16 protein-coding genes are annotated in these 26,463 nt (G+C 38.6%); 10 read left to right on the top strand and 6 right to left on the bottom strand.

Features of this window, described 5'->3' with window-relative positions; translation table 11 throughout:
• The first annotated feature begins 26 nt into the window (after positions 1-26).
• The 3 genes from EZ444_RS15765 to EZ444_RS15755 are packed head-to-tail and all read left to right on the top strand — an operon-like array spanning position 27 to position 3,110.
• Positions 27-1,175: a DNA polymerase III subunit gene (locus EZ444_RS15765; RefSeq protein WP_131610115.1), complete on the top strand. Its 1,149-nt coding sequence runs from the start codon at positions 27-29 to the stop codon at positions 1,173-1,175.
• A gap of 2 nt (positions 1,176-1,177) precedes the next feature.
• Positions 1,178-2,647, top strand: coding sequence for a PSP1 domain-containing protein (locus EZ444_RS15760; protein ID WP_131610114.1), 1,470 nt, complete (start codon positions 1,178-1,180; stop codon positions 2,645-2,647).
• Positions 2,640-3,110: a gliding motility lipoprotein GldH gene (locus EZ444_RS15755; protein WP_131610113.1), complete on the top strand. Its 471-nt coding sequence runs from the start codon at positions 2,640-2,642 to the stop codon at positions 3,108-3,110. Before EZ444_RS15760 ends, EZ444_RS15755 begins: the two co-directional genes overlap by 8 nt.
• On the opposite strand, the gene EZ444_RS15750 is transcribed toward EZ444_RS15755, so the two are convergent.
• A complete protein-coding gene (locus EZ444_RS15750) occupies positions 3,111-4,412 on the bottom strand; it encodes a UDP-N-acetylmuramoyl-tripeptide--D-alanyl-D-alanine ligase (RefSeq protein ID WP_131610112.1) in 1,302 nt (433 codons plus the stop codon).
• A gap of 91 nt (positions 4,413-4,503) precedes the next feature.
• Here EZ444_RS15750 and EZ444_RS15745 point away from each other — a divergent pair, with 91 nt between their 5' ends.
• From EZ444_RS15745 to EZ444_RS15720, 6 genes are all read left to right on the top strand, one after another.
• Positions 4,504-6,990, top strand: coding sequence for a M14 metallopeptidase family protein (locus tag EZ444_RS15745; RefSeq protein ID WP_131610111.1), 2,487 nt, complete (start codon positions 4,504-4,506; stop codon positions 6,988-6,990).
• Positions 6,991-7,270: 280 nt separating this feature from the next.
• Positions 7,271-10,525: a SusC/RagA family TonB-linked outer membrane protein gene (locus tag EZ444_RS15740; RefSeq protein WP_131610110.1), complete on the top strand. Its 3,255-nt coding sequence runs from the start codon at positions 7,271-7,273 to the stop codon at positions 10,523-10,525.
• A 20-nt stretch (positions 10,526-10,545) separates the two neighbouring features.
• Positions 10,546-11,913, top strand: a complete 1,368-nt coding sequence (locus EZ444_RS15735; protein ID WP_131610109.1) for a SusD/RagB family nutrient-binding outer membrane lipoprotein — start codon at positions 10,546-10,548, stop codon at positions 11,911-11,913.
• A 427-nt stretch (positions 11,914-12,340) separates the two neighbouring features.
• Positions 12,341-15,598, top strand: coding sequence for a SusC/RagA family TonB-linked outer membrane protein (locus EZ444_RS15730; RefSeq protein WP_131610108.1), 3,258 nt, complete (start codon positions 12,341-12,343; stop codon positions 15,596-15,598).
• Between the two features lie 35 nt (positions 15,599-15,633).
• On the top strand, positions 15,634-17,241 hold the full coding sequence (locus tag EZ444_RS15725) for a SusD/RagB family nutrient-binding outer membrane lipoprotein (protein ID WP_131610107.1): 1,608 nt from the start codon (positions 15,634-15,636) through the stop codon (positions 17,239-17,241).
• A gap of 11 nt (positions 17,242-17,252) precedes the next feature.
• Positions 17,253-17,780, top strand: a complete 528-nt coding sequence (locus EZ444_RS15720; protein WP_131610106.1) for a hypothetical protein — start codon at positions 17,253-17,255, stop codon at positions 17,778-17,780.
• Between the two features lie 439 nt (positions 17,781-18,219).
• Here the strand turns inward: EZ444_RS15720 and EZ444_RS15715 are convergent, their stop codons facing one another.
• From EZ444_RS15715 to EZ444_RS15705, 3 genes are all read right to left on the bottom strand, one after another.
• Positions 18,220-19,302 carry a DUF5977 domain-containing protein gene (locus EZ444_RS15715; protein ID WP_131610105.1) on the bottom strand — a complete coding sequence of 361 codons (1,083 nt, stop codon included), beginning with the start codon at positions 19,300-19,302 and terminating at the stop codon, positions 18,220-18,222.
• Between the two features lie 158 nt (positions 19,303-19,460).
• On the bottom strand, positions 19,461-22,037 hold the full coding sequence (locus tag EZ444_RS15710) for an outer membrane beta-barrel protein (protein ID WP_165503630.1): 2,577 nt from the start codon (positions 22,035-22,037) through the stop codon (positions 19,461-19,463).
• A gap of 101 nt (positions 22,038-22,138) precedes the next feature.
• The gene (locus EZ444_RS15705) at positions 22,139-23,038 is read right to left on the bottom strand and encodes a S66 peptidase family protein (RefSeq protein WP_131610103.1); all 900 of its coding nucleotides are present in this window, start codon (positions 23,036-23,038) and stop codon (positions 22,139-22,141) included.
• Positions 23,039-23,078: 40 nt separating this feature from the next.
• On the opposite strand from EZ444_RS15705, the gene metG reads away from it, so the two are divergent.
• Complete coding sequence (gene metG, locus EZ444_RS15700) at positions 23,079-25,187, top strand: methionine--tRNA ligase (protein WP_131610102.1); 2,109 nt, start codon at positions 23,079-23,081, stop codon at positions 25,185-25,187.
• 1 nt (position 25,188) lies between these two features.
• Here the strand turns inward: metG and EZ444_RS15695 are convergent, their stop codons facing one another.
• Positions 25,189-25,986, bottom strand: a complete 798-nt coding sequence (locus EZ444_RS15695) for a hypothetical protein (RefSeq protein ID WP_131610101.1) — start codon at positions 25,984-25,986, stop codon at positions 25,189-25,191.
• 228 nt (positions 25,987-26,214) lie between these two features.
• A partial coding sequence (locus EZ444_RS27425; protein ID WP_394365958.1) for an integrase core domain-containing protein occupies positions 26,215-26,463 on the bottom strand: 249 nt, incomplete at its 5' end.

The following is a 26,463-nucleotide window of genomic DNA, read 5'->3' as shown; positions in this document are numbered from 1 at the left end:
CTTAAAAAATTGTTATTTTGCACCAAATGCAATTTAAAGAGATCGTAGGTCAGGAGAATATAAAGCAGCAATTGATACAAACAGTTGCAGAGAACAGGATTAGTCATGCCCAGTTGTTTCTATCAAGCGATGGTAGTGGCGCTTTGGCTTTGGCCATTGCTTATGCCCAATACATCAACTGTTTAGATAAGCAGGCCGATGATAGTTGTGGTGTATGTTCCTCATGCCGTAAATACGAAAGATATATTCATCCCGATTTGCATTTTTCTTATCCATTCTTTGCTTCAAAAGATGTAAAAACAGCAGTTGATGTGTTGGAAGAGTGGAGAAGTATGTTGCTGGCAGATGCCTATTTTGATATGGACATTTGGCGATCTAAGCTAAGTGCAGAGAACAAACAGGCAAATATTAACATTGCCGAGTGTCATGACATCATAAAAAAATTAAGCTATAAAGCTTTTGAGGCAGAGACAAAGGTGCTGATTATGTGGTTGCCAGAGTACCTGGATAAAGAAGGCAATTCGCTACTTAAAATTATCGAAGAACCGCCTCAAAATACTTTGTTTATTCTGGTTGCCAATAATCAGGAACAAATCCTTTCCACCCTTTTGTCGCGTACGCAAATTGTCAAAATACCAAAGCTTTCTCATGCAACGGTTGAGCATTATTTGATGGATGGACATGGTTTGTCAGAAAATCAGGCGACAGAGTATAGCTTTCTGGCAGATGGGAATTTAATTGAGGCGAAATCGCTGGTGGCCAATACACACAACGACAATGCGGATAAGTTTGCCGAGTGGTTGCGGATGGGCTATGGAAATCGGGTGCTCGACTTAACCGCTTTTGTAGAGCAGGCTGCAACTTGGGGAAGAGAGAATCAAAAGAACTTTTTAAAATATGGAATCAGCTTTTTACGTGAGTGCAGTTTGTTGCTTAGCGGGGCTGATGATTTGGTGAAATTGCCTGTCAGGGCACTAGAAACCGCTAAAAAATTATCAACGCATGTATTAGATCTGAACATGGCGGATGCCATTATCTCGGAATTGGAAAAGGCTCATTATCACATAGAACGAAATGCGAACCCTAAAATTCTGTTTTTAGATGTATCTTTACAATTGGTAAAAATAATTAAGTTTAAAACGTTCCCGAAAGGGACTCAACATATATACAATTAATTATGGGATGTGGAAGTTGTTCTACAGGTGGCGGTTGCGCCCCCGCAGGCTGCAAAAGTAATGGCTCTTGCCTTACTGGCGGATGCGGAAAAATGGAAGTTTACGATTGGCTGTCGAATTTGGACATGCCCTCAAATTATAAGCCTTTTCAGGTAATAGAAGTTAAATTTAAAGGTGCAAGGAAAGAGTTCTTTGTAAATAATGATAACATTTATCTTGAAATTGGCGAGCTGGTGGCGGTTGAAGGACCAACTGGCGGCTACGATATCGGTCACGTATCACTTACCGGTGAACTGGTAAGAATGCAGATGAAACGCAGGAAAACTGCGATAGATCAGGTGACTCGGAAAATTTACAGGAAAGCTACAGAGGCTGATGTAGAGAAGTGGAAAATCGCTAAAGGAATGGAATGGGAAACCATGCATAAAGCCCGCACACTCGCATTAGATTTACGCTTGTCTATGAAAATTAGCGATGTAGATTACCAAGGTGATAAGACCAAAGCAACCTTCTTTTACACTGCCGAGGGCAGAGTAGATTTTAGAGAGTTGATTAAAAAAATGGCCGAAACTTTCCGGATCAGAATTGAAATGCGCCAGATTGGTATGCGTCAGGAAGCTGGTAGATTGGGTGGAATTGGATCTTGTGGAAGGGAATTGTGCTGCTCTACCTGGTTAACGAACTTTAAAACTGTGTCTACAGCTGCCGCAAGATATCAGAACTTATCCTTAAATACATTAAAACTGGCCGGACAATGTGGTAAGCTGAAATGCTGCTTAAACTATGAGCTGGATACTTATTTGGATGCGCTTAAGGATATTCCTGACCGTGTGGATAGTTTGCAGACTGAAGTTGGGGTGGCCAGACACCAAAAAACGGATATTTTTAAGAAGTTAATGTGGTTTAGTTATCCGAATATGGAAGACTGGATTCCTTTAAAAGTTGACCGTGTGAAAGAGATCATGGCGATGAACAAAAAGGGGCAGAAACCTAATAACCTTAAAGAAGAGGCTGTTGAATTGGTTTCTACGGCTGTAATTGATAAGATTCCGGATTATGAAAATGTAGTTGGACAGGATAGTTTGACACGTTTGGATGATAAGCCGAGAAATAAAGGCAACAAAAACAACAATAACCGAAATAACAATCAGAACCGTAGTAAAAACAACGCAGAGCGTTCGGATAGGCCTGATAAGGCAGTAAAACAACCACAACAGGCACAGAAGCAGGCACAGCAGGGACAGAAAGCTCCGCAACAGGCAAAAAATAAGCCTGATGTAGCTAAGAAAGAAAATGTCCCAGGACAGGTTCCATCTAAAGCCCCGCAACCAAAGGCTAAAGTAGCTGCTGTACAGGAAGGGCAACCTAATGCTGCGCAACCTACAGAAGGACAACCTGCGGCTAAAAAGAACAATCGAAATAGGAACAGTAACCGCAGAAAGAAGCCAACGGATAAGCCTAAAGATGAATAATCGTAGATTTTTACTTTTGTTTTCGACCGTTTTGACCTTGTTGTTTAGCGGTTGTGATACCAATATTATTGAAGATAGTAATCATGCCATGCCTTCACGTAACTGGAGTTATGCCGATAAGGTGAAGATCGTGGTTGATATTACAGACAGTAGTAAGCCTTATAATATATACTTTAAATTAAGGCATACTGCTGACTATAGATATTCAAATATTTTTGTCCTGCTGAATGTAAAGGGCGGGCAAAAAAAGCGAAGTAGACGTTATGAGTTTAAGTTAGCTCAACCCGATGGGCAGTGGAATGGATCTGGTTCAGGAAACCTATATACGTACGTTTTTCCGCTGCTAACCCAGTTTAAATTCCCGGCTCCGGGAAGATACGAACTGGAACTAGAGCAGAATATGCGTGATAATCCCCTTAAAGAGGTAAGCGACGTCGGAATAAAGGTGTCGCAGGCAAATTAGTTAAAGCAGCGGTAATAGCTGCTCTAAAGCCATTCCTCGTGATCCTTTTAACAGGACAAGGCTATTGTTTATTGGATTCTCCTTTAAAAAAGCTTGAGCTTCTGCAGGCGTGCTAAAGAAATGTCCTTTATTGGCTTGTTTTGCTTCTGAAAAATGATGACCAATAAAGATTAAGGTGTTTATTGATAGTTTTTCTGCTTGTTCAATGATGAGTTGATGTTGTGCTGGAGACTCTTGTCCCAACTCAAACATATCACCTATAATGATCGTTTTATTGTCGCTACTTAAAAGTTCTATATTTTTAAGTGCTGCGGCCATACTGCTTGGATTGGCATTGTAAAAGTCGCAGATAACCGTATTGGTGGCTGTTTTAGTGATCTGGGAGCGGTTATTGTTCGGAAGGTATCCCGATAAGCCAGCATTAATTTGATCGGGACTGACCTCGAAAAATTGACCAATAACGATTGCGGCCAGTATGTTTTCAAAGTTATAGGCACCGGTTAAATGTACTTCAGTATTAAATGATCCGGCATTGTTGGTCCAGGAAAGTTCAATAAATGGATCTGATTTGAGTAGTTTTCCTGATACGGTGTTATTAGCTTCTGTGCCATAATAGATTACTTTGTTTAGCATAGCCTTTTCACTCATCTCCATTATATAAGGATTATCCCTGTTGATGAAAGCCGTGCCATCCTGACTTTTTAGATAAGCAAACAACTCTGCTTTTCCCTTTTTCACACCTTCAAAGCCTCCAAATCCATCCAAATGGGCCATGCCTATGTTGGTGATCAAACCATGGGTAGGTTGTGCGATATCGCATAAAAACTCAATTTCCTTTTGATGGTTAGCGCCCATCTCTATAACCGCTATCTCTGTTTTCGAAGTAAGGGAAAGGATAGAAAGTGGTACGCCGATATGGTTGTTTAAGTTTCCTTTGGTCGCAAAACTTGTGTATTTCTGAGCAAGCACGGCATTGATCAACTCTTTGGTGGTGGTTTTTCCGTTGCTTCCTGTTAAGCCAATTACAGGGATGTTTAGCTGATTACGATGGTGTTTGGCCAAATCCTGCAAGGCGGTTAAAACATCAGGTACTAATATACAGCGTTCATCTGTTTGGTAATTTTCATTGTCAATAATGGCATAAGCAGCACCCTGACTTATGGCTTGTGTAGCAAATGTATTCGCATCAAATTTATCGCCGTTAAGGGCAAAAAATAGGCAGCCATCGGTAATGTTCCTCGTATCTGTACATATCGTTGGATGTTGAAGGAAGTGCTGATATAAGGAATTGATGGTGGCCATATGTTAAATTGATGAAATGAAGCTGTAAAATTACACTATGAAAGAGAAACAAAAAAGATTCTTTAGTACTTTAGGTATATAAATTCCTCAGATGAAATACTTTCTGCTTCCATTTCTGTTTTTAACGTTGGAGTTTGGGGTTGTAAAACCTCAGGTAAAGTCGCCCGATGAGTTTTTGGGTTATGCTTTAGGAAGTCGATTTACGCCTTTGGATAAGGTATTGGATTACTATAAATATCTGGGTAAAACAGCGCGGAACGTAAAGGTTGTTAGTTACGGTAAAAGCTATGAGGGGCGTGAATTAATGGTAGGCATTGTGTCTGCCAAAGAAAACATGGATAAACTGGAGCAGATTAGGCTAAATAATCTGAGCCTAAGCATTGGGCAAAAGATATCTGGGAAGTTGATTAAGCAACCGGCCATATTGTGGCTCAGCTATAATGTGCATGGTAATGAGGCTAGTTCCACTGAAACAGCTATAAAAATGATGTATGCGCTTGTAGAAGCTAAAAGTTCGAATATTCAGGACTGGCTAAGGAATACGGTGGTTATTATCGACCCGTGTTTAAATCCAGATGGCAGGGAGCGATATTTAAGTTATTTTAATAGTGTTGCGGGTATAAAGCCTAATCCTAACCCATTGGCCAGAGAGCATTTGGAGCTATGGCCGGGAGGTCGATCTAATCATTATTATTTCGATTTGAACCGCGACTGGGCTTGGCAATCACAAATTGAAACGCAGCAGCGATTGGTTTTGTATCACGAATGGATGCCTGAGGTTCATGTTGATTTTCATGAGCAAAACTACAATGAGCCATATTATTTTGCGCCAGCTGCTGAACCTATTCATCAAGATATTACAGCGTGGCAAAGAGCGTTTCAGGTTACGGTTGGGAAAAACAATGCGAAATACTTTGATCAGAAGGGTTGGAAATATTTTACAAAGGAGCAGTTTGATCTGTTGTACCCTTCTTATGGAGATACCTACCCATTGTATAATGGGGCTATAGGGATGACGTACGAGCAGGGTGGGATAGGTGCCGGGCTAGCGGTGATTACGATTGATGGAGATACGCTGACCTTAAAGGACCGGATAGATCATCATTTTGTAGCAGGAATGGCCACCTTGGAGACGGTATCGAAAAATGCAGACCGCTTGGTGGATGAATTTAGAAAGTACTTTGAGAATGCCAGGGTTACATCTCCTGAAGTTTTTAAGAGCTATGTGATGAAAGGACAAAATTTGGGTAAACTAAAGCGTTTGGCTGTATTGTTAAAGCGGAATAATGTAGACTTTGCTTTTGGTGGGGACGCTGCTACAGAAGGTTATCATTATGAAACGGGAAAAGTAGAGCCTTTTAAGATAGAGCGAAATGATTTAATTGTTAACCTGGATCAGCCAGCGGCCGTATTGGCAAATGTGCTTTTTGAACCGCAAACCAAAGTAAGCGACTCCAATACTTATGACATTACGGCCTGGGCCTTGCCTTATGCTTATGGTTTAAATGCTTATGCCGTTAAATCGTTAATTAAAGGGAAATACCCATCTTTGGAAGATCCAAACCCTGCTTTGAGTAACGTGCAGAAGCCGTACGCCTGGCTTTTGCCTTGGGGCTCTGTTGAGGATGCAAAGGTATTGATCGCGTTGCAGAAGGTCGGGATAAAGGTTCGGATGGCAGAAGAAGGCTTTGCTGTTGGTGGAATTAGCTATCCAATTGGATCGTTATTGGTTTATCGATCCGAAAATGAAAAGTCTGTTAAGGAATTATCAGCTAAAATCGTGGAGATACAGAAGCGTTTAATGGTGTTTTTTTATACGGTTAATGGTGGCTCAGTCGATAAGGGTAAAGATTTTGGCTCTTCGGTATACCCGGTATTGCCGGTGCCAAAAGTGGCCGTGGTTGCCAGTGCTGAAGCTAATGCTCAAAATTTGGGGGAGGTATGGCACTTTTTTGAACAAGAGTTAGGTTATCCTATAACGATGATCAGTTTGGATGACGTTGGGGTATTGGATATTAATAAGATAAATACGTTAATCTTGCCTGATGGCGCATATGGTGACAACATTAACGAAAAAACTCAGGATTGGGTTAAGGCTGGTGGAAAACTGATTTTGATGGAAGATGCTATCTTGAGCGTTGTAGGGAAGAAGCCTTTTGACATTCAAAGGAAAGCATACTTTAAGGATGAACTCTCTGTTGAAGTTGCCGCGAAATACCAGAGTAGGCGGCAGACTAATTTATCGAATGCTATTCCGGGAGCGATTTTTAAAGTGGAGTTGGATCGGAGCCATCCGATTTCTGCAGGATTAGGCAATTATTATTATACACTGAAGACCGACGAAAGGTTGTATGAGTTTCTTAGCCGAGGTTGGAATACCGGAATTTTAAAATCGGATAGTTATGTTGCGGGGATTGCCGGTGAAGGTGTGCTTAAAAAACTTGGGGGCGGGATGTTGTTTGGTGTACAACCTGAGGGTAAAGGAGTGATCATATATCTCGGAGCAAGTGTCCTTTTTCGTTCTTTTTGGGAAAATGGAAAACAAATGTTTGCCAATGCTGTTTTCTTAGTGAATTAACATGCGAATGTAGGATGATAAATAGATCTAACACCAATCGTTACTCTTTATAAAAATGCTGTTGCCATAATGTCATTCTCTGATTTTTGTAATTAAATTCTGAATAAAATTTGTTTGTTGATATAATGTTTTGTTTTTTATTGTTTTTTAAGATAATATAGTTCTTCAATAGTGTCATTTTGGTGTCACAAATACATTTTGCTTTTTCGATATGCTATGCGAGCATATCAATTTTTTAGTAGATTTAATTATTATTAACTAACCTAAATTTTAATACGTCATGAAAAAACTTCTACAAAGTTTGTTCATTTTAGTGTTTATAGCAGGAACTGCTATGGCACAAGATCGAACAATTACGGGTACAGTTACAGGGAAAGATGATGGCCTCCCAGTTCCGGGAGTCTCTGTAAAAGTGATTGGAACTACAATTGGTACCTCAACAGATGCAAGTGGCAAATACACGGTTAAGATGGCAGCTGGATCATCTTCACTTGAATTTTCTTCTATTGGATATGTACGACAGGTGGTGGCTATAGGTCCATCAAGTGTTGTGAATGTCACTATGTCTACTGATTCGAAGCAGCTGGGCGAGGTGGTTGTTACTGCGCTAGGTATTAAGCGGGAAGTAAGAGCTCTTGGCTATTCTGCTCAAAGTGTTAAAGGGGAAGATTTGACAAAAACTGATCAGGGGGATGTTTTAAAATCTCTTTCCGGTAAGATTGCCGGTGTACAGATCACCTCTTCCTCGGGTACTCCAGGGGCCTCTACTTATATTCAACTAAGGGGGTCAAATTCATTAACCGGGAATAATCAGCCTTTATTTGTGGTGGATGGAAACCCAATTAATAATTCGCAAAATTATTCTGGAGATCCTTCGGATGCCGAAAATAATTTACTGCAGGGAGCTACAAATTCGAATAGAGGAGCGGATATTGATCCTAATGACATCGAAAGTATTACGGTTTTAAAGGGGCCGGCAGCTGCGGCGATTTACGGTATTGAAGCTGCAAATGGTGCTATTGTAATTACAACTAAGAGGGGTAAAGCTGGTAAGGTGCAGGTTGATTTTAATACAGGAGTATCCTTTGATGCGATAAATCGTTACCCCGGCCTTCAAAATCAATGGGTTAAAGGCTCGGGGGGTGTTATTTCTCCCTTTTCTTCATCTAATCGTTATTCATGGGGGCCGCATGTAAATGATGTAGCTTGGAATGGAATTCCTAATGAGTTTGATTCTCATGGTGATGTTGTTTTGAAAACAGATCCTTCTGCTAAAATGCCGTTTGTTCCTTATGATAATTTGAAGAGCTTTTTTAGAACAGGGTCTACTTTTACAAATTCTGTGGCTATAAGTGGAGGTAATGATATAGCAACATATAGAGCTGCTGTGAGTAATGCTTACTCTAATTCAATTGTTCCATTACAAAGTTTTCAACGCACATCTGTTTCTTTTGCAGGAGATTTAAAAATCTCTGAAAAATTAAAAATCTCCAGTAATATAAACTATATCGCAAGCGATGGAAATATGCCTCAACAAGGAAGTAATGTTTCCGGTATTATGCTGGGATTAACCAGAACACCTATTTCATTTGATAACTCGAATGGTGCCAGTAAGGCGGATGATCCAAAAGCATTTTTATTATCAGATGGATTGGTTCGTTCCTATCGGAATGCGGTTTATGATAACCCATACTGGACAATTAATAAGAATCCGTACTCTACAAACCTGGGACGTTTATTAGCAAATATTCAAGCGGATTATGATATTGGTCATGGCTTTACAGCAATGTATCGTGCGGGTATGGATACTTACCAGGATAATAGACATCAGTATTATGAGATTCAATCGGGTGCATTCCCTGATGGACGAATTTTCGATGATCGGTATACTTATAGAAGTTTAAATACGGATTTAATCATTGGATACAGTAAGGATATTTCAGAGAACCTTAGGTTTGATGGAAAGGTAGGTGGTAACTTATATGGCAGAAAAATGGATGAATTGTATACTCAAGGGGATAATCTTACTGCTCCTGGTTTTGATAACATCTATAATGCAAGTGCTGTAAAATCTGCCAACTTTATTACCCCATACAGAAAATCTGGTCTTTATTATACGTTGAATTTATCTTATAAATCAATGTTGTATTTCGAAACGACTGGAAGAAACGACTGGACTTCAACTTTGCCTAAGGGAAGTAATTCCTTCTTTTATCCTTCTGCTAATGTAAGCTTTGTGCTTTCAGAGCTTGATGGGCTAAAAGGAGGAGATGTTTTGAGTTTTGCTAAAATTCGTGCATCTATAGCTCAAGTAGGTAAGGATGCAGAAGAGTTTAAAACAAAGTCTTTTTATGCGCCAACTACCTTCCCTGATGGTTATACCAGTGGTATTTCTTTCCCAAGTGATGGTGTAGCAGGTTACGGATTGTTTAATGTACTTGGAAATCCTGATTTGAAACCGGAAAAAACGACGGCTTATGAGATTGGTGCACAATTGCAATTTTTTCAAAATCGTTTAGGATTTGATATTACTGGATATTACAGTAAGGGTAAAGATCTCATTTTGGAGGCGCCTGTTTCCGGAGCGTCAGGCTATCAATTTCTTACGTTGAATTCTGGCTCTGTTAGAAATAGAGGTTTGGAAATTCAAGTTACCGGCACACCTGTGAAGAATACAAATTTCGAATGGTCTGCTTTTCTGAACTTTAGTATGACGAGAAGTAAAGTTCTTTCACTGGCGGATGGGGTTCAGCAGATTACGTTGAATGGGTTTACCGGAACCGTAATCGCTCAGGTGCCGAATATGCCAACGGGTATCATTTATGGGTACGGGTATACCAGGGATGACGCAGGAAATATTGTGATAGACGATAATGCGGTAGCAGATGGAGGAGGCTATCCGGTTGTAAATACGGGTGTTCAAAAACAAATAGGGAATCCTAATCCTAAGTTTTTAATGGGTTTGGGGAATACATTTACTTATAAGGGGCTATCGTTATATACTTTGTTAGATTGGAAATTTAAGGGTGATATCTGGAATGGAACACGCGGTTCACTTGCGGCAATCGGGACTTCAGATTTAACTAACGATAGAAACACTACGAAGGTATTCCCTGGAGTGTTAGGACATTTAAATGAAAATGGCGATTTGGTTCACTTCATCTCTCCTGGTGTGGAAGCGCCTGGAGCAGGAAGTGTAAACTCAGTTGGAGTGCCTTTAGATGAGGCTTGGTATACTGGTAATGGCGGTGGTTTTGGTAATTTAAATGAAGCTTTTATTGAAGATGGATCTTACATCAAATTAAGAGAAGTTGCGTTGTCGTATGATTTTAAAAATGTCTTCGGCAAAATGCAAAATCCTTTTGTTAAAGGGCTGACTGCTGGTTTGTTCGCAAGGAATATTATAATTTGGACACCTTACCATGGCATTGACCCAGAAACCAGTCTAACAGGTTCTACAAGTGCGCAGGGTATTGATTATTTTAATACCCCAGGGACTGCAAGCTATGGTTTGAATCTTAGATTTAAATTTTAATCTATCTAAAACATTAAGACATGAAACGAATATTAATAAATAGAATTAAGAGAAACCAGATACTTGTACTGCTGTTGGCGGTGTTGGTCGTTTCTTCTTGTAAAAAGAGTTATTTTTATGATGGGATTAATGATGACCCATCTCAGTTAAAAGATCCGGTTCCATCAAATTTGTTAGCTGGAGTAATTCAATCTACAGGTTATCTTGTCGGGGGAGATGCATCCAGGTTTACTTCAAATTTTATGCAGCAGGTAACAGGATCTGCAAATCAATCTCTTTTGGCAAATAATTATGAGGTGTCTGCTGATGACGTGGATAATATGTGGACTGCTGGTTTGTATCCTAGTATAATGGCTAATGCAAATGCTTTAATTAAGGTTGCTGAAACGAAAAATCAAAAGCATTACGCTGCTGTTGGGCAGATCTTAATGGCGTATAATTTGGGCTTGACTACAGATTTATGGGGTGACGTGCCTTATACTGAGGCATTTTTAGGTAAGGCAAATTTGCAACCAAAATACGATAGTCAGGCAAGTATTTATACCAGTCTTGATAATTTATTGGCAAATGCAATAACTGCACTAAGTACACCTGATGGTAGTCCATTTCAACCTGGGGATAAAGGAGATGATATGCTCTTTGGAGGTAATCTTCAGCGCTGGAGTAGGTTTGCTCATTCGCTAAGGGCTAAATTTTATTTGCACCAGGCAAAAAAGGACAATACAAATTATGCTAAAGCAATTGCTGAAGCTGCATTAGGTTTTCAGCCAGGAGAAATGGCCGCTGTTAATTTTACGGGTACAAGTGTGGGGACGCAAAATCCATGGGCCCAATTTAACGAACAACGTGGTGATATTGCTTTTACTGGCACTATTTATAATAAACTTGCAGCTGCAGCTGACCCTAGGTTAGAGGCTTATCAAACTGTAGACGGGCCTGATATCTTTTTAGGCCCTCTTTATGGAAGCTCTAACTCTCCGGTTGTCTTAATGAGTTATGATGAGCTTAAATTTGTAGAGGCTGAAGCTCATTTTCAGAAACCGGGCCAGGATAGAATTGCTGCAGCAGCAGCTTATAATGCAGGAGTTGCGGCAAATTTAACAAGAACGGTGGATGATGCTTCCTATGCCGTAATCGTGGCTAAAACGGCTGTGACTATTACGCTAAATGACATTATGACGCAGAAGTATTTTGCTTTGTTTCTTAATCCAGAGGTATGGACCGACTGGAGAAGAACAGGATTACCTGTGTTGACTGCTCCAGCTGGAAGTTCACTAGGCGGTGCTTTACCAAGGTCGTTGCTTTACCCTTCAGGAGAGCAAAGGTATAATTCGAATGCGCCTAAAAACACGTCAATGTTGAGACGGGTTGGATGGGATGTTCCTTAGTGATTAAAAATTTCAAATTATATTTAAGGCAGGATGTTAATTCTGCCTTTTTTATTGCTTTGCTAAATTTCTACTTTAAGGGGATTGGCATTTTTGCTAATCTTGCTGTTAAATATGCAAGTCCTAGGGTTTTACTGGGTTTTTTATTAGGTGGATTTTGCTATGTAATAATGAATAATAGTAGGTGTTAATTAATGTTAAATGTTTTGTTACATGTGCTGGTTTTTAGTTTGATTGAAATTTAATTCTGTAATAAGGACAAATGCAAGTATGATATGCTGTTTAATTGAGTTTTCAAAGTTTATGATGTCGTCTTGTTGTGTCATTGCATCGTCATAAATTAGGCTTGTGCTTGTGTAAAATTATGCTCGCATATCAATTTTGGTATATTTGGAATATTATTAACTAACCTAAATTTTACTTTTTTATGAAAAAACTTCTACAAAGTTTGTTCATTTTGATGTTCGTAGCGGGAGCTGCGATGGCACAAGATAGAACAGTTACTGGTACGGTTACAGGAAAGGACGACGGACTACCAATTCCGGGCGTTTCTGTAAAAATTGGTGGTACTGCAAACGGTACATCAACAGATGCAAATGGAAAATACGCCCTTAAGGTTGCATCGGGGCAAAATCTAATCTCAATCGAATTTTCTTCTATTGGCTATTTAAAACAACTTATTCCTCTAGGCTCTTCAGATGTTGTGAATGCGGCTTTATCTACTGATGCTAAACAGTTGGGTGAAGTTGTTGTTACGGCTTTTGGTATACAGAGAAAGACCAGGGCAATTGGTTATACGGCTTCTACATTAAATAACAGTGATTTAGCTCAGAAATCTGAACCAGATCCGCTAAGAGCTATGAGTGGAAAAGTGGCGGGTGTTAATATCATTGCTTCAAATGGTGTACCGGGGAGTGCGACAAACATTTCCATTCGTGGTAATACTTCATTCCTTTACAGCAATAAGCCTTTAATCGTTGTCGATGGTATTCCTTTTGATAATCAATCCACTCAATCTGGAGCCTCTACCCTGGTAAACGGTAATGCCGTATCTAATAGGGCTGTTGATTTGGATCCGAATAACATTGAGAGTATGACGGTAATCAAAAGTGCTGCTGCTGCTGCCTTATATGGTTCAAGGGCTGCAAATGGTGTTATTTTGATTACCACAAAATCTGGTAAAAGCGGAGCGAACAAAAAAGGGTTTGAAATTACATTATCCAGCTCTTATGCTATTGAAAAAGTTGCAAGTCTACCTGATTATCAAAATAGATTTGGAGCAGGCAGTGAGTTTAACTATTCTAATGCAAATGGTAGCTGGGGTCCGGAGTTCGGTCAACCTAACACCATTAGATATCCTCAAGGTAATGGTATTGCTGCTGATGGTACGATCCCGCATTGGTTTGCAGGTAGAGCATCACTTCCTCAGTTTCCTGCAACTGCCAGGACGCCATTTCAAGCTTATCCTGACAACGTAGCAGATTTCTTTAAAACTGGATCTGTATTTGAAAATGCTGTTCAGGTAAGTACTGGTGGTGAAAAGGGTAACTTTTCAGCCTCGGCGTCTAAAAGTAAAAACTTAGGGATTATTGAGAACTCTGATTTTACACGTACAACTTTTAACGTTGGTGGAAATATGAAATTGGACAATAAGGTTACAGTTTCAGGTACGTTATCTTATGTTGAGTCAAATCAAGCGGGACCGATTTTAGGTGCCCAAAATGGTGTTGGACAAGCGTCTGCTTTTGCACGTACTTTGTACTTAGGAAGAAACTGGAATCTGTCTGATTTTAATGTAGTTCCTTTCCAGGATCCGGTTACTTTAGGTCAGCTGTTTTTCGTGCCAAGTGTTGATAATCCATACTGGTCAGTAAAAAATAATACTTACAAAAGTGATGTAAATAGGGTTTATGGTAACGTTGGTTTATCATATGATGTAAATAGTTGGTTAAACCTAAATTATAAGATCGGGGTAAACCAGTATACAGATAGTCGTTTTAGGACTATTAGAAGAGGTTCTGTGGGAGCTAATGGTATTGGGGAAGTAACTTATGATCAGATTAGTAATCAAGAAATTGAATCTACTTTCTTAGCAACCGTAACTAAATCAATTACTCCAGATCTTAATTTTAGAGGTATTTTAGGGCATAACGTAAATCAGGCGAGAAATCAACGCGAATCTGTTGTGGGAAGTAATATGGTTGTTTTTGATATAGACGATATTAGCAATACAGCGAATGTGATACCTAATGGAGCTCAGGATATTAAAAAGAGGTTGTATGGTATTTTTGCTGATTTACAATTTGATTATAAGTCTTATTTATTTTTAAATGTGACAGGTCGGAATGATTGGTCTTCTACATTGCCTAAGTCGAACAGAAGCTTTTTTTATTCAGGAGTTAGTGGATCTTTCGTGTTCTCTGAGTTGACTAAAGATAATACGCCTTGGCTTTCTTTTGGAAAACTTCGCTTAAACTGGGCGAAAGTTGGTAATGATGCGCCTCCATATTTGTTAAATCCTACTTATTTGGTAAATCCTACTTTTGGAAATAACGCAAGTAACATTACTTTCCCATTCGTAGGGTTTTCAGGAGGATCTGTAGGGAATGGATTAGCTGATCCAAATCTTACACCTGAGTTTACGACAGAACGTGAAATTGGTGCTGAACTTAGATTTTTAAATGACCTTATTGGGCTTGATTTCACTTATTACGACAAAAAATCAACCGATCAGATTGCTCCTGTTACAATAGCTAGCTCGTCTGGTTTTACGTCTAAATTGACCAATTTTGGTGAAATGAGAAATAGAGGTATAGAAATCGGACTGGATTTAAATCCGTTTAAAAATCCAAATGGATTTAGCTGGAACATTTATGGTATATTCTCACAAAATAGAAATAAAGTGGTTAGTCTTACCCAAGGTTTAACTGAATTGTCACTTATTCCAGGTTTTGGTGATCCAGCGGTTGTATTAAGACCAGGTAGGCCTTATGGTATTATGGTTGGAACTAAAGCGGCTAAAGATGCGGATGGTAATTTCCTAATAAATAAGACTACTGGACTTTTAATAAGAAAGCCGGGAGAGGAAATTGGTGATCCGAATCCAAAGTTCACTACTGCATTAACCAATACATTTAGATATAAAGGTTTAAGCCTTTCTGTGTTGATTGATTATAAACACGGGGGTGATCTATATTCCAATACAGTCTCACAACTTTTGGGTAGAGGGGTAACTACAGATACAGAAGATCGTTTAACACCGAAAATTATCAAAGGATATTATGGAGATGCGACTACATTTCAACCGATTCTGGATGGTAATGGGAATAAAATACCAAACGAGATTCAGGCGACGACGAATGACCTATACTTTAATGGAAACGGGGGTTTAACCGGAGTTTCTGATCTTTTAATCTTTGATGCAAGTGTTTTTAGATTGAGAGAAATTTCATTAGGATATGCAATTCCTAAAAAGTGGCTTGGAAACTCACCAGTAGGTTCTATAAATGTGTCTTTTACAGCTCGTAATTTGTTTTTCTACGCACCGAATTTCCCTAAAGGAACAAATTTTGATCCTGAAACCAGTACTTATGGGGCTTCAGATACAAGAAATGTGCAAGGAATTGAATATACAAATGCACCAAGTACTAAGAGATACGGATTTAACATAAGAGCAACATTCTAATTAGAAATATATTAATCGATTTAAATTTATCCAAAATGGAAAAAAGATATAAATACTTAGCAGGAATAGCCCTAGTTTGCTTTTCTGCGATTTTGGGGAGTTGCCAAAAGAATTTTTTAGATATCAATAATGATCCTAAAAATCCGACGGACTTACCTTTGACTCAAATTTTGCCAATAGCAGAAGGTGGGCTAGCATTTAATTTAAGTATGAATGTTGGAGGGCTTAACTCTGCTGCCTCTACATTCTCTCATCAGATTGTAAATTTTAGGGTGAACGATTATATCGTAGACCGGTTTACTTTCCAAACACCTTGGAGTGGTGGAGGAGCTACCTATGGCTTATATTCAGGAGCCCTACAAGATTTTCAAACTGTAATTAATAAGGGGACTGCACAGAATGCGCCGCATTTTGTTGGGGTCGCACAAGTTCAAAAGGCTTATATATTCAGTCTTCTAGTTGACCTTTTTGGTGATGTTCCTTACTTTGATGCGTTAAAGGGAAATGATGCACTAAATCCTAAGTTTGATGGAAGTTCAGCAATTTATGACGATTTGTTTAAATCTCTTGACATTGCCATCGCCAATTTAAGTGCGGCATCATCATCTATTTCTCCAGACAAAACAACAGATTTTATTTATGGTGGAGACCGTCTGAAATGGATAAAATTAGCCAACAGCATAAAATTGAAATTGTATAATCAAATTCGACTTAAGCAAGATGTGTCGGCTCAAATGAATGCCTTAATAACCGCGGGCAATTTGATTTTGACACCAGCGGATGATTTTCAAATTCAATTTGGAACATCGTCGGCACCAGAAAATAGAAATCCAGGTTTTGTTGCTAACTATAATTCAGCAGGTTCTCGTGAAAGTTCTGTAAGTCCGTATTTTTATAATACTTTAAAAACTTTAGGGGACCCTAGGATGCCATATTTTATTTATAACCAGCTTGCTACCGCAGGTAGTCCTACGGATAATGCTCCCGACTTTAAAGATGGACGTTTTGTTTCCTTTAGGTTTTCGTCTAAAGGGCCTAATGCTAATAGAAGTCAACTTAATTCTCAATCTCTTCTTGGCTTGTTTCCAGTGGGAGGCCGTTATGATGACGGAGCAGGGGGGGTAGGAAAACTTGATAATGGACTTGCTAGCGGGGCCTTACGTCTTTTAACTAGTTACCAAGTTCTATTTATACAAGCTGAAGCAGCCTTGACTATTGGTACTACTGGATTGTCTGCCGATACTTTACTTAAACGGGGGATCAGAGCGAATTTGCGTAAAGTAAACGCGGTGGCTGCTTCTGTGCCAGGATCTGTTCAGAGTGTTCCTCAAATGCCATCTATTGAGAACTATATAACTAAAGTCTATACTGATTATCAGGCTGCTTCACCTGTTGGGAAATTAAATATTATCATGACTCAAAAATGGATCTCAACTTTTGGCTTTGGTATCGATGCTTACACAGATTACCGTCGTACTGGATATCCTGTTATCCCAAATACAACGGGGGCTGGAGATCCTGAGGTTATTGCCACTAGAACTTTTCCTTTCAGATTACCGTATCCAAACTCTGAGGTTACTTCTAACTCTAGTTTTCCAGGTCAACCTGATCCATACACATCAAAAATATTTTGGGCCCAATAAATATCATTCATATGAAATATCTTAAATTTTTACTCATCATAGGTATCATTACAAGCACTGTTTCTTGTAAGAAAAACCGATATCCAGAATTTGAAAACTCCGCGAATGCACAGTTTACAATCGTTAATCCGAAACCGAAACCTCCTGCGACAGCGATAGTTGCGTCTGATTATAACAATGGTCTATTAAGTAAGGCGACTCCTGCTGTTACGGACGATTTCGTGCTAAAATTAGTAGAAAGTGGAAACGTAAAGTCAGTAAGTGTATTGGTCGATTATAGAAAAACTGCGACTGTAACTACTTATACTAAGGAGTTTAAAAACATCAGCACTTGGCCGCAAACTTATAGTGCTAGTATAAATGATCTAGTTGCATTGTTTAGTTCCAATGGTTTAACCTTGGCGAACCTAGCTGTAGGTGATAGGTTTGTTTATCGCGTTGTGATTACGTTAAACAGTGGAACTGTTATTTCGGGTCAGGGGGCTTTATTAACCACTGCGCCTTACGCAATCACTTTAACTTATGTTGTGACTGCTTAAGCAAATATTTAATAGTAAAAGGGGTAATTTTCATAACGAAAATTGCCCCTTTTTATTTGCCCGTATCGGTAATAATGGTCAATTGAGCTCTAGTACTACTTTTTGTTGATCAATGGTCAACTTAGTGGGACTGGGCTTTGTTGCCGGAACTGAAATCAGAACTATCTTGCCTGCTACTATTATAAAGAACACTGTCTGGAACTAGCCTTTGAAAGGCATCTTTTTTCTGACCTGAAGTGTAGAAATGTGGCCATTGTAAGGGATGGTATCCATGGCGAATTTGATGATGGTATGAGGACAGCTATTCCTGCTCAGTATATAACATTGCCGGCAAGTGCTAAAGCATGTTTTTTTTCGTTCCAGAAAATGAAAGTTAAGGTAAATAAGAATTTACTTCATGATGTTAATTGTACACCGCGTTATATTATACTAGCTAAATCTAGTTCGAGCATAGCGTGTAATTATTAATATATCCCGAGCTATTAACGTTAAATATGCGAACTCCTTGTTCTCCATTGTCCGTTATTTCATAAAGGATTTTATAACTTCCTTCTGCAGCAGTGGTACTTCCAGTCGCAGAAGTATATGCAATGATTGCCCCTTGGGAGTAAATATTGTTTAAGTCGAGATCTCTTCTAATCCAAACAAAGCCCGATATTTCATCTGAAGAGGTACAAGGGCTAGTAGGGCGGAGGTTTACTCGGTATCTTCTTCTGTCTTCGGTGCATGTTCCATGCGTATTTGCAAAGTTTTGCCCATTAGCATTTAAATCGTTTGTAGCTTTCAAATCGGCCTCTGCTTGAGAGAATGCTTTATAAGTGTTTGCGAGTACGGTGTACACTTCAGTAGATGCAATATAGCCTGATCCACAAGTATTTTTAGTATAACTAGCAGACGTAATAGTGTTGTAATAGACCTGTTTGCAGGTACGATTCGCGTTAGCGGCATTTTGGCCATTAGCTGTAATTTCTGCGTCGGCGAGGGCATTAGCTGCTGCTTGAGTGCTAGCTGTGTACTGGCCAGCAGGTACTGAGTAGGTATATGGATCAGACTCAAATCCAGGCCCACAATCGTTCTTGTAAAAAGTTCGAGATCTTGGTTGATTTGGGAAAGAGGTCTGTACTACTGGATTAACTGTAACTGTCACTATTTGGTCCTCATTTCTTGATGGGTTGCCATTTTGATTTAAAATAGTACATTTAATTGTTAGTTTAGCTGTTATTGGTGTTGCTGGCGAATTAAAATACCCCGTTATTGTAAACTTGAATTTAGAAGCAGAGCCTACGGGATACGGATCGCCGGCGTAGTTGGGACTAGATGTGCTTACATTTGTTCCTACAGGTGTAATGACGCTCTGAGGGAGCATTATCTGGATGCTGCTTATATACCCGGAGCTACTTTCTCCGCTGGCGGTTAGTATTACCTCGTTGCCACTTGTTACTGTCGCAGTGGTTTGTAAGGTCTGGCCGTAGCCAGATAAAAAGCACAGAATAGCGCTAAAGAAAAGAAAAATCTTTTTCATAGTGAAGGGGTTAATTGTGAAAATTTTATAATTGACTTGTTGTTTGTGTGTAAGAGCGGGTAGTAACGAAAAGTACTAAGATGGTTGGGAGAGATTAATTTGTTCATATTGAGAGTGTTTCGTGAATTGAATTTATGCAATTAATTTGTATAACCAAATTATTTAATGGTATTAAATTTCACGCTTATTCCTAATAAACTATAGCGTTGAAGATTCACGTATTTTAATGTTTCAATGTAGGATGGGCCAATAATGTTATTGACGTATCTGAAGGAGTTGAATACATCGTAGCTTTTTAACCATATCGATCCACTATTTTTAAAGATATTTTTTTTTATTTCTGCGTTCATTGCCCAAGAAGAATTTTTGCGAATACCGGTGCTGTAATTAATAAATGGAAAAAGAATAATTTGAATCGTTTGTATTTGGATTGAGAGTCTGTCCGAATAGGTAAAAGACGCAAAGCTAGATTTGCTAGTGCCGTATTTATAGATGCTATTGGAGATTGACAATGATGGAGATATTGTCAATAAGCCTTTGATCAATGCTATTTTTGTGGATAAAACCTGATTAAAAGTTATTCCATTATTCGAGGTTTTTTCTGTGTTTACTATTGAAGGCATTTGCTGATAGGCCAAGGCGCTTCTAAAATTTATATTTTTTCCTTTTTTTGCCAAAAAAGAAAGAGAAAATGCCGCATCAGCAGCTATAGCTCTGCCAACATTTGCAATTTGGGTTTGTTGAAGATTATTGGGGCTACTTATAATGTTAAAACCGAATTTTGAGGATATAAGTTCTGCTCCGGCAAGAAAGGAAACCATTAGAGAGTCTGATCGTTTAAATTCGTAAGCAAATCCTAATCTTTGTTTTAACTCAGGCTTTAAACTTGGATTTCCAGAATTCTGAGAAATAAGATTGAAAGAATTATTAATATTTGTTAGTTGATCAATAATTGGATAGTTGGATTTTGCTGCATATTTAATATTGAAATTAGTCTTTTTATTAATTTTGAAATCGCTATTTAGGTCAATATCGGGTCTAAAAAAGACATCATAAATTCCCCCTGTATTTCTAAAATTGATTATTCCGCCTAGATATCCTGTAACCGAGATATTGTCGAAATTTTTTTGCATTTTAAGGGATGGATTTAAGTAATCATTTATGACTTTATTGACGATGTCTCCATTGTTTTTTAAGGTGTCGCTGTTTATAGTTTCATTGTAATTAATTGAGGATCTTTTATAGTTTAATCCAAAAAAAAGAACGCTCGATTCACTGAGAGAATTTATGAAATTAAGATTAATAGACGCTTCGTTCTCGGAAGCATAATTTGTTCCATTTAAAAAAAAACGAATTGGTTTTTGCAGATCAAGTGTGTAGACATTATTGTTTTCAGATATTCGAAATATTCTTTTCTGGTTTTTTATTCCAATAGATAAGCTTCGGCCTTTTTTTGACAAAAATGATTTGTTGAATAAAGCCTCATAGGACATCATCTTTGTTGTATTTATTCTATTTTTAAGTATGTTAGAGATCGTATTTAATGAATCAAGCCTAATGTTATAATCTAATGTGTCGGATTGATTCGTCTTATAGTATTCTATATTAAAATTTGCTTTTATAGTATTTTGTGAATTAATACGATAAATTAGATTTGCAGAGCTTTGATCAATATTTAATGACCTCATTTTCGATGAATTATATAACCTTGTTTGCTGATTTAAGATTTCTTCTTTCCTTTCCAATTCAGATATCGAAGTTTTATTCTCGATGGCAGCGTTTATGGATGTCATGACTTCAAGCTTTTTGAGAAAAACATTCCTGTATTCTATTTTTGGAATGGTCTTAATCGTATTATTCCCACCGGCAGAAAACATAACCGAAGGCTCGGAAGGTTGACTAGTGTTAACATTAATGTTATTAGAGTTTATTGCAAAAGAAATCTGTTCGCTTTTTTTGTAACGGTATAAATTTGTACTTACTATGTACCTTGTTAGTGTTCCGAGACCTAGGTTTGCGCTTCCGAACATCCCTTTTTTATAATCTCCTTTAAAGCTTAGATTAACCTTGACTAAAGGTCTAATCATGGTAATGTTAGTTAGACTATCAATGTCGGTTTCTACGATCTGTATGTCTTTTAAAACAAGCGCCGGAAGGTTTTCATAAATATTTAAATTGTTTCTCCCAAAGAAGGTTCCTCCATCGACGGTTACATCTGTCACTTGTTTTCCCTTATAAAATAATTGTCCCGCCCCATCGATATAAAATCCATTATTTCCAGAAAGTATGTCGCTAATCATGATCGTTCGCTCAAATTTTTTTTTACTCAGGTCAATAACCGTGGTATCACGATATCGTTTATTCTTTCTTATAACGACTTCTTTTAATTGAATGGAGCTTGTCAGTAACTCGAATATGCCTAAGGCTTGTGAAGAGCGTTTTTTAGAATCAATCGTTGGCTTGGGGATATTTAATGGCTGATAATTTATATTTTGTATTTTTAAATTGGTGTATTCTACTAGTGTATTCAAGGGAATAGAAAAAAAACCCAAACTATCTGTGCTGGTTTTATATACGACCTTAGAGTCATTATAAATTTGAATTATAGCATTTGGGATCGGGGATTTTGAGGTGTAATCAATCACCTTGCCCTTTGCTATATTTAAATTTTGAGCTTTTGTTTGGTTTGTAAAAAGAAAAATAAAGAAATATAATAGGAAAGAGCATTTTACCATAGTTCTAAGATAATTAATTTGCAACAAATAGTCGTTCCAAAAAATCATCAAAAGATGATCGGGTTATCATAGATCTGTATGAGATTTGCTATGGTTAGTGTTTATTCAAAAGATAAGGTCGCTTGTTGATTCTTAACAATCAATTTAGCAGATTTGCCAACAACCAAAGCTCTATTGTCATCAATATGCCCTACAGGGAAGTTAAAACATATCGGGTAATCATATTCTTTCACAATATCCCAGATCACCTGCTCCGGACTGGCTCCAAAAGGAATCGATTCTACCTCAACGTCATTAAAGGCACCTACAATGAGGCCTTTCAACTTGGCTAGCTTGCCGGCTCTTTTTAGCATACGCATCATTCTGTCGATGGAATATTCGTGCTCACCAACATCTTCCAGAAAAAGGATCTTATTCGTATAATCTATTTCCGAAGCTGAGCCCTCTAACATCACCATAAGGGTTAAATTACCACCAATAAGGATGCCTTCAGCGGTTCCCGAGCGCCCAGGAAACGAATTTGTATATTCGTATTTAATGGCCTCTCCAAACAAAGCCTTTTTTAATGAATCCAATGATTCAGGCGTTGCTTTCTCAAATGTATAGGGCATTTGTCCATGGATGCTTTGGATGTTTAACCTCGCAAATAAATCACACAGTAATACTGTGATGTCGCTAAATCCAATGATCCATTTAGGATTAACTTTAAATTTGTCGTAATTAAGCTCATCAATGATCCGTACGGTGCCATAGCCGCCCCTTCCGGCAATAATGGCTTTAATTTCGGGATCGTCAAGGAATCCTTGTATGTCTGCCGCTCTTAAAGCATCGTCGCCGGCAAACTGGTTGTGCTCGGCAGTGACGGTTTTGCCTATTACAACCTGCAAGCCCCAGCTTTCAAGGATCGCAATGGCAGGGGCAATACTCCCCGGTAATTTCTTTGCCGGACAAACTATTGCAATTTTGTCGCCTTTTTTTAAATATGCTGGCTGTTTAATCATAGGTAAAACACTTATCTTTGACAAAATAATAAAAATAGTTTTGGATAACAGTAAAATAAAAAGATATACCGTTACAGCGGCATTGCCCTATACAAACGGACCGGTACACATAGGACATTTGGCAGGCGTTTATTTACCTGCGGATACTTATGTAAGATACCTGCGCTCTAATAAAAGAGATGTTAAGTTTATTTGTGGATCTGATGAAAACGGTGTTCCTATTACGCTAAAGGCGAAAAAGGAGGGGGTGTCACCTCAAGTTGTTGTTGATAAATACCACAAAATTATAGGGGATTCATTTAAGGAATTTGGCGTTTCTTTTGATATCTATCACAGAACCTCATCCTTGATGCATCACCAAACGGCTTCTGATTTTTTTGAAACCTTATACAAAAAAGGGGTTTTTACGGAAGAAATTACGGAGCAGTATTTTGATGAAAAGGCTCAAACGTTTTTGGCCGATCGTTACATTACTGGAACTTGTCCGAAGTGTGGAAATGAGAACGCTTATGGCGATCAGTGCGAGAGCTGTGGCAGTACATTAAATGCTACAGACCTCATTAATCCGAAGTCGACCTTATCTGGAGAGCCTCCTGTAAGAAAAGAGACTAAGAACTGGTTTTTGCCATTGGATAAATACGAAGATCAGCTTAGAACATATATTGAAAGCCATAAAGAATGGAAACCAAATGTTTCTGGACAATGTCAGTCCTGGTTAAATTCAGGCTTACAGCCTCGTGCTATGACCCGCGATCTTGATTGGGGCGTTAAAGTACCTGTAAAGGATGCAGAAGGCAAAGTGCTTTATGTTTGGTTTGATGCGCCTATTGGTTACATTTCGGCAACTAAAGAGCTTTTTGATTATGCTCGTTTGGATGTTTGGAATCCTAAAGCTGAAGAGTATTATATCAATCAGACTCACATGGAGAAGGGCAGTTGGGAGGAGTATTGGAAAGACGATGAAACCAAGTTGGTGCATTTCATCGGAAAAGACAATATCGTTTTCCACTGTATTATTTTCCCGGCGATGTTAATGGCTCATGGCGATTATATCCTGGCGGATAATGTTCCAGCCAATGAGTTCCTGAATCTTGAAGGGCAGAAGATCTCTACCTCTAAAAACTGGGCTGTTTGGTTAAATGAGTATTTAGAAGAGTTTAAAGATAAACAGGATGTGTTGCGTTATGTATTAACGGCAACGGCACCTGAGACAAAGGATAACGATTTTACCTGGAAAGACTTTCAGGCTAGAAATAACAATGAGCTGGTTGCCGTATTTGGTAACTTCATCAATAGGGTAGTGGTATTAACGCACAAGTATTTTGCGGGTAAGGTTCCTACCTGTATGACCATCCTACCAGAGGATCAGGCAGTAATAGATGAATTGGCTACTTTCCCTGCAAAAATAAGTGCTTCTATCGAAAATTATCGCTTTAGAGAGGCGCTTGGTGAGGTGATGAATGTTGCTCGTTTAGGAAATAAATACCTGGCAGATACAGAGCCTTGGAAGGTGATTAAAACGGATGAAGACAGAGTGCGTACCATCTTATTTATCAGTCTGCAAATTGCTGCCAATCTGGAGATATTAATTGAGCCATTTTTGCCATTCACAGCAGATAAGCTGATGAAGATGTTGAATTATGGCGGACACACCTGGGAAGCTGCAGGCCAGATAGATTTACTACACAGAGGTCACCAATTGAATGAACCGGTTTTGTTATTCGAGAAAATCGAAGATGACGCGGTGCAAGCTCAAATTGATAAACTGAACAGAAGTAAAGCGGATAATGATGCGGCTTCGGTAGTTATAGCGCCAGCGAAAGAAAATATTCAGTTTGAAGATTTTACTTCGGTTGATATTCGTGTAGCCACGATTATTGCAGCAGAAAAGGTAGAGAAGACCAAGAAGTTATTAAAATTAACGCTGAATACAGGAATAGATCAACGTACGGTAGTTTCTGGTATCGCTGAGTATTACAAGCCAGAAGATATTATCGGTCAACAGGTGAGCCTTGTGGTAAACCTTGCGCCACGAGAAATCAAAGGGATCGTGTCGCAAGGTATGATTTTAATGTCTGAGGATACAGATGGAAAGCTAGCTTTTGTAGCTCCAACGGTTAAACATCAGAACGGTAGCGTGATCAAGTAATTTAAGGGTTCGGTTGGTTTTTAAAATCCATTTCGAGCCATGCTCCGGTAATCTCCATATTGGGTTCCCCTTCAGTCATAAAAGCTTTTAAAATGGCTGAAGGGTTAAAAATTTTATTATTGACGGTGTCATTTCCAGCAAATGTCTTTTCGTAATACTTCAATGCAATCCCTATTATGCATAGGCAGCCTGGCGCTATCTCAAACGTAAATTTGCTGGCCGGAATTATAGCGGGTTTATATGCATAATTAATTTCTGCACTTTGTATATTAGACTCCATGTGATAGCCATGCTTAAGGTCAAACTGAGCTATTTGGAGGGCTATTATACAATTTCTCCCTGGCTGAGGAAACCTTAAGTCCTGAGGGATATTCATTTCAGGCAAGGTTAATTCAAGTGTGTTCCCGGAAGTGGTTACTTCTGGCTGGGCAAACAGGTAGTTTTTTACAGGTGAGTTGAGATTAAATTCAAAGCCGTTAAACCTGTTGAATGAGTTTGGATTAAAGACAAATTTTTGTGTTTCCGCCACTAAGGCTGTGTTTAGCACATAGCCGGTGTCGCCAGTAAAGCGAGAGACCATAAAGGTGTCGTAAAATCCAATGATTGAATCTAATGAAACCCTGATGCTGCTGGCCAAACTACTAGCTTGACCAAAGACCTGTGCTGATTTTTTTGTTGCTTCAGTTTGGTCCTTTACAGTCATTTTGGACTTCTTTTGCACATACTGTTTTTTGCCTACTTTTTTGAATGTGATGTCTCCTACGGCTCCACGGATGAATTTACCATCTAATTTTCCCATACTATTCTATTTGGTTGAAAGGTTAACGAGTTAAACGGTTAAGGTACTCCTTTACCAAACTCCAAGCTAAATATACCTAAAGTATGGAACAAGTCCAAGTATTTATATAAATTACATGGACTTAGCATGGACTATACATGGACTCACCATGGACTTTGATAAAAGAATACACGAGCCATGTCTTATCCGTATATAGCTATACAGGTTGTTGAATTAATTTTGAATTGACTATACATGCAAATTTGTAATTCCTGATTCGGTTATACAAGTTGAATTTTGCTCTGATTTATATTTTTTTGGTTTCCATCTTTTTTTCAGTTCACCATGTTTAAGATGCGCTTGTTCCGGGGTCAGATAATCACAACTGGCATGCGGCCTTATCTGATTATAGGTTTGTATATTGTCCCTGATCTTTCTTGTCGTTTCCCTTAAGCCAGTTTGGGCTCCATACAGGTCAAACTCTGCTTTTAAGATCCC

It is taken from the genome of Pedobacter hiemivivus (assembly GCF_004331685.1).
Taxonomy (GTDB): Bacteria; Bacteroidota; Bacteroidia; order Sphingobacteriales; family Sphingobacteriaceae; genus Pedobacter; species Pedobacter hiemivivus.
This window is presented reverse-complemented; position numbering and strand designations above follow the sequence as displayed.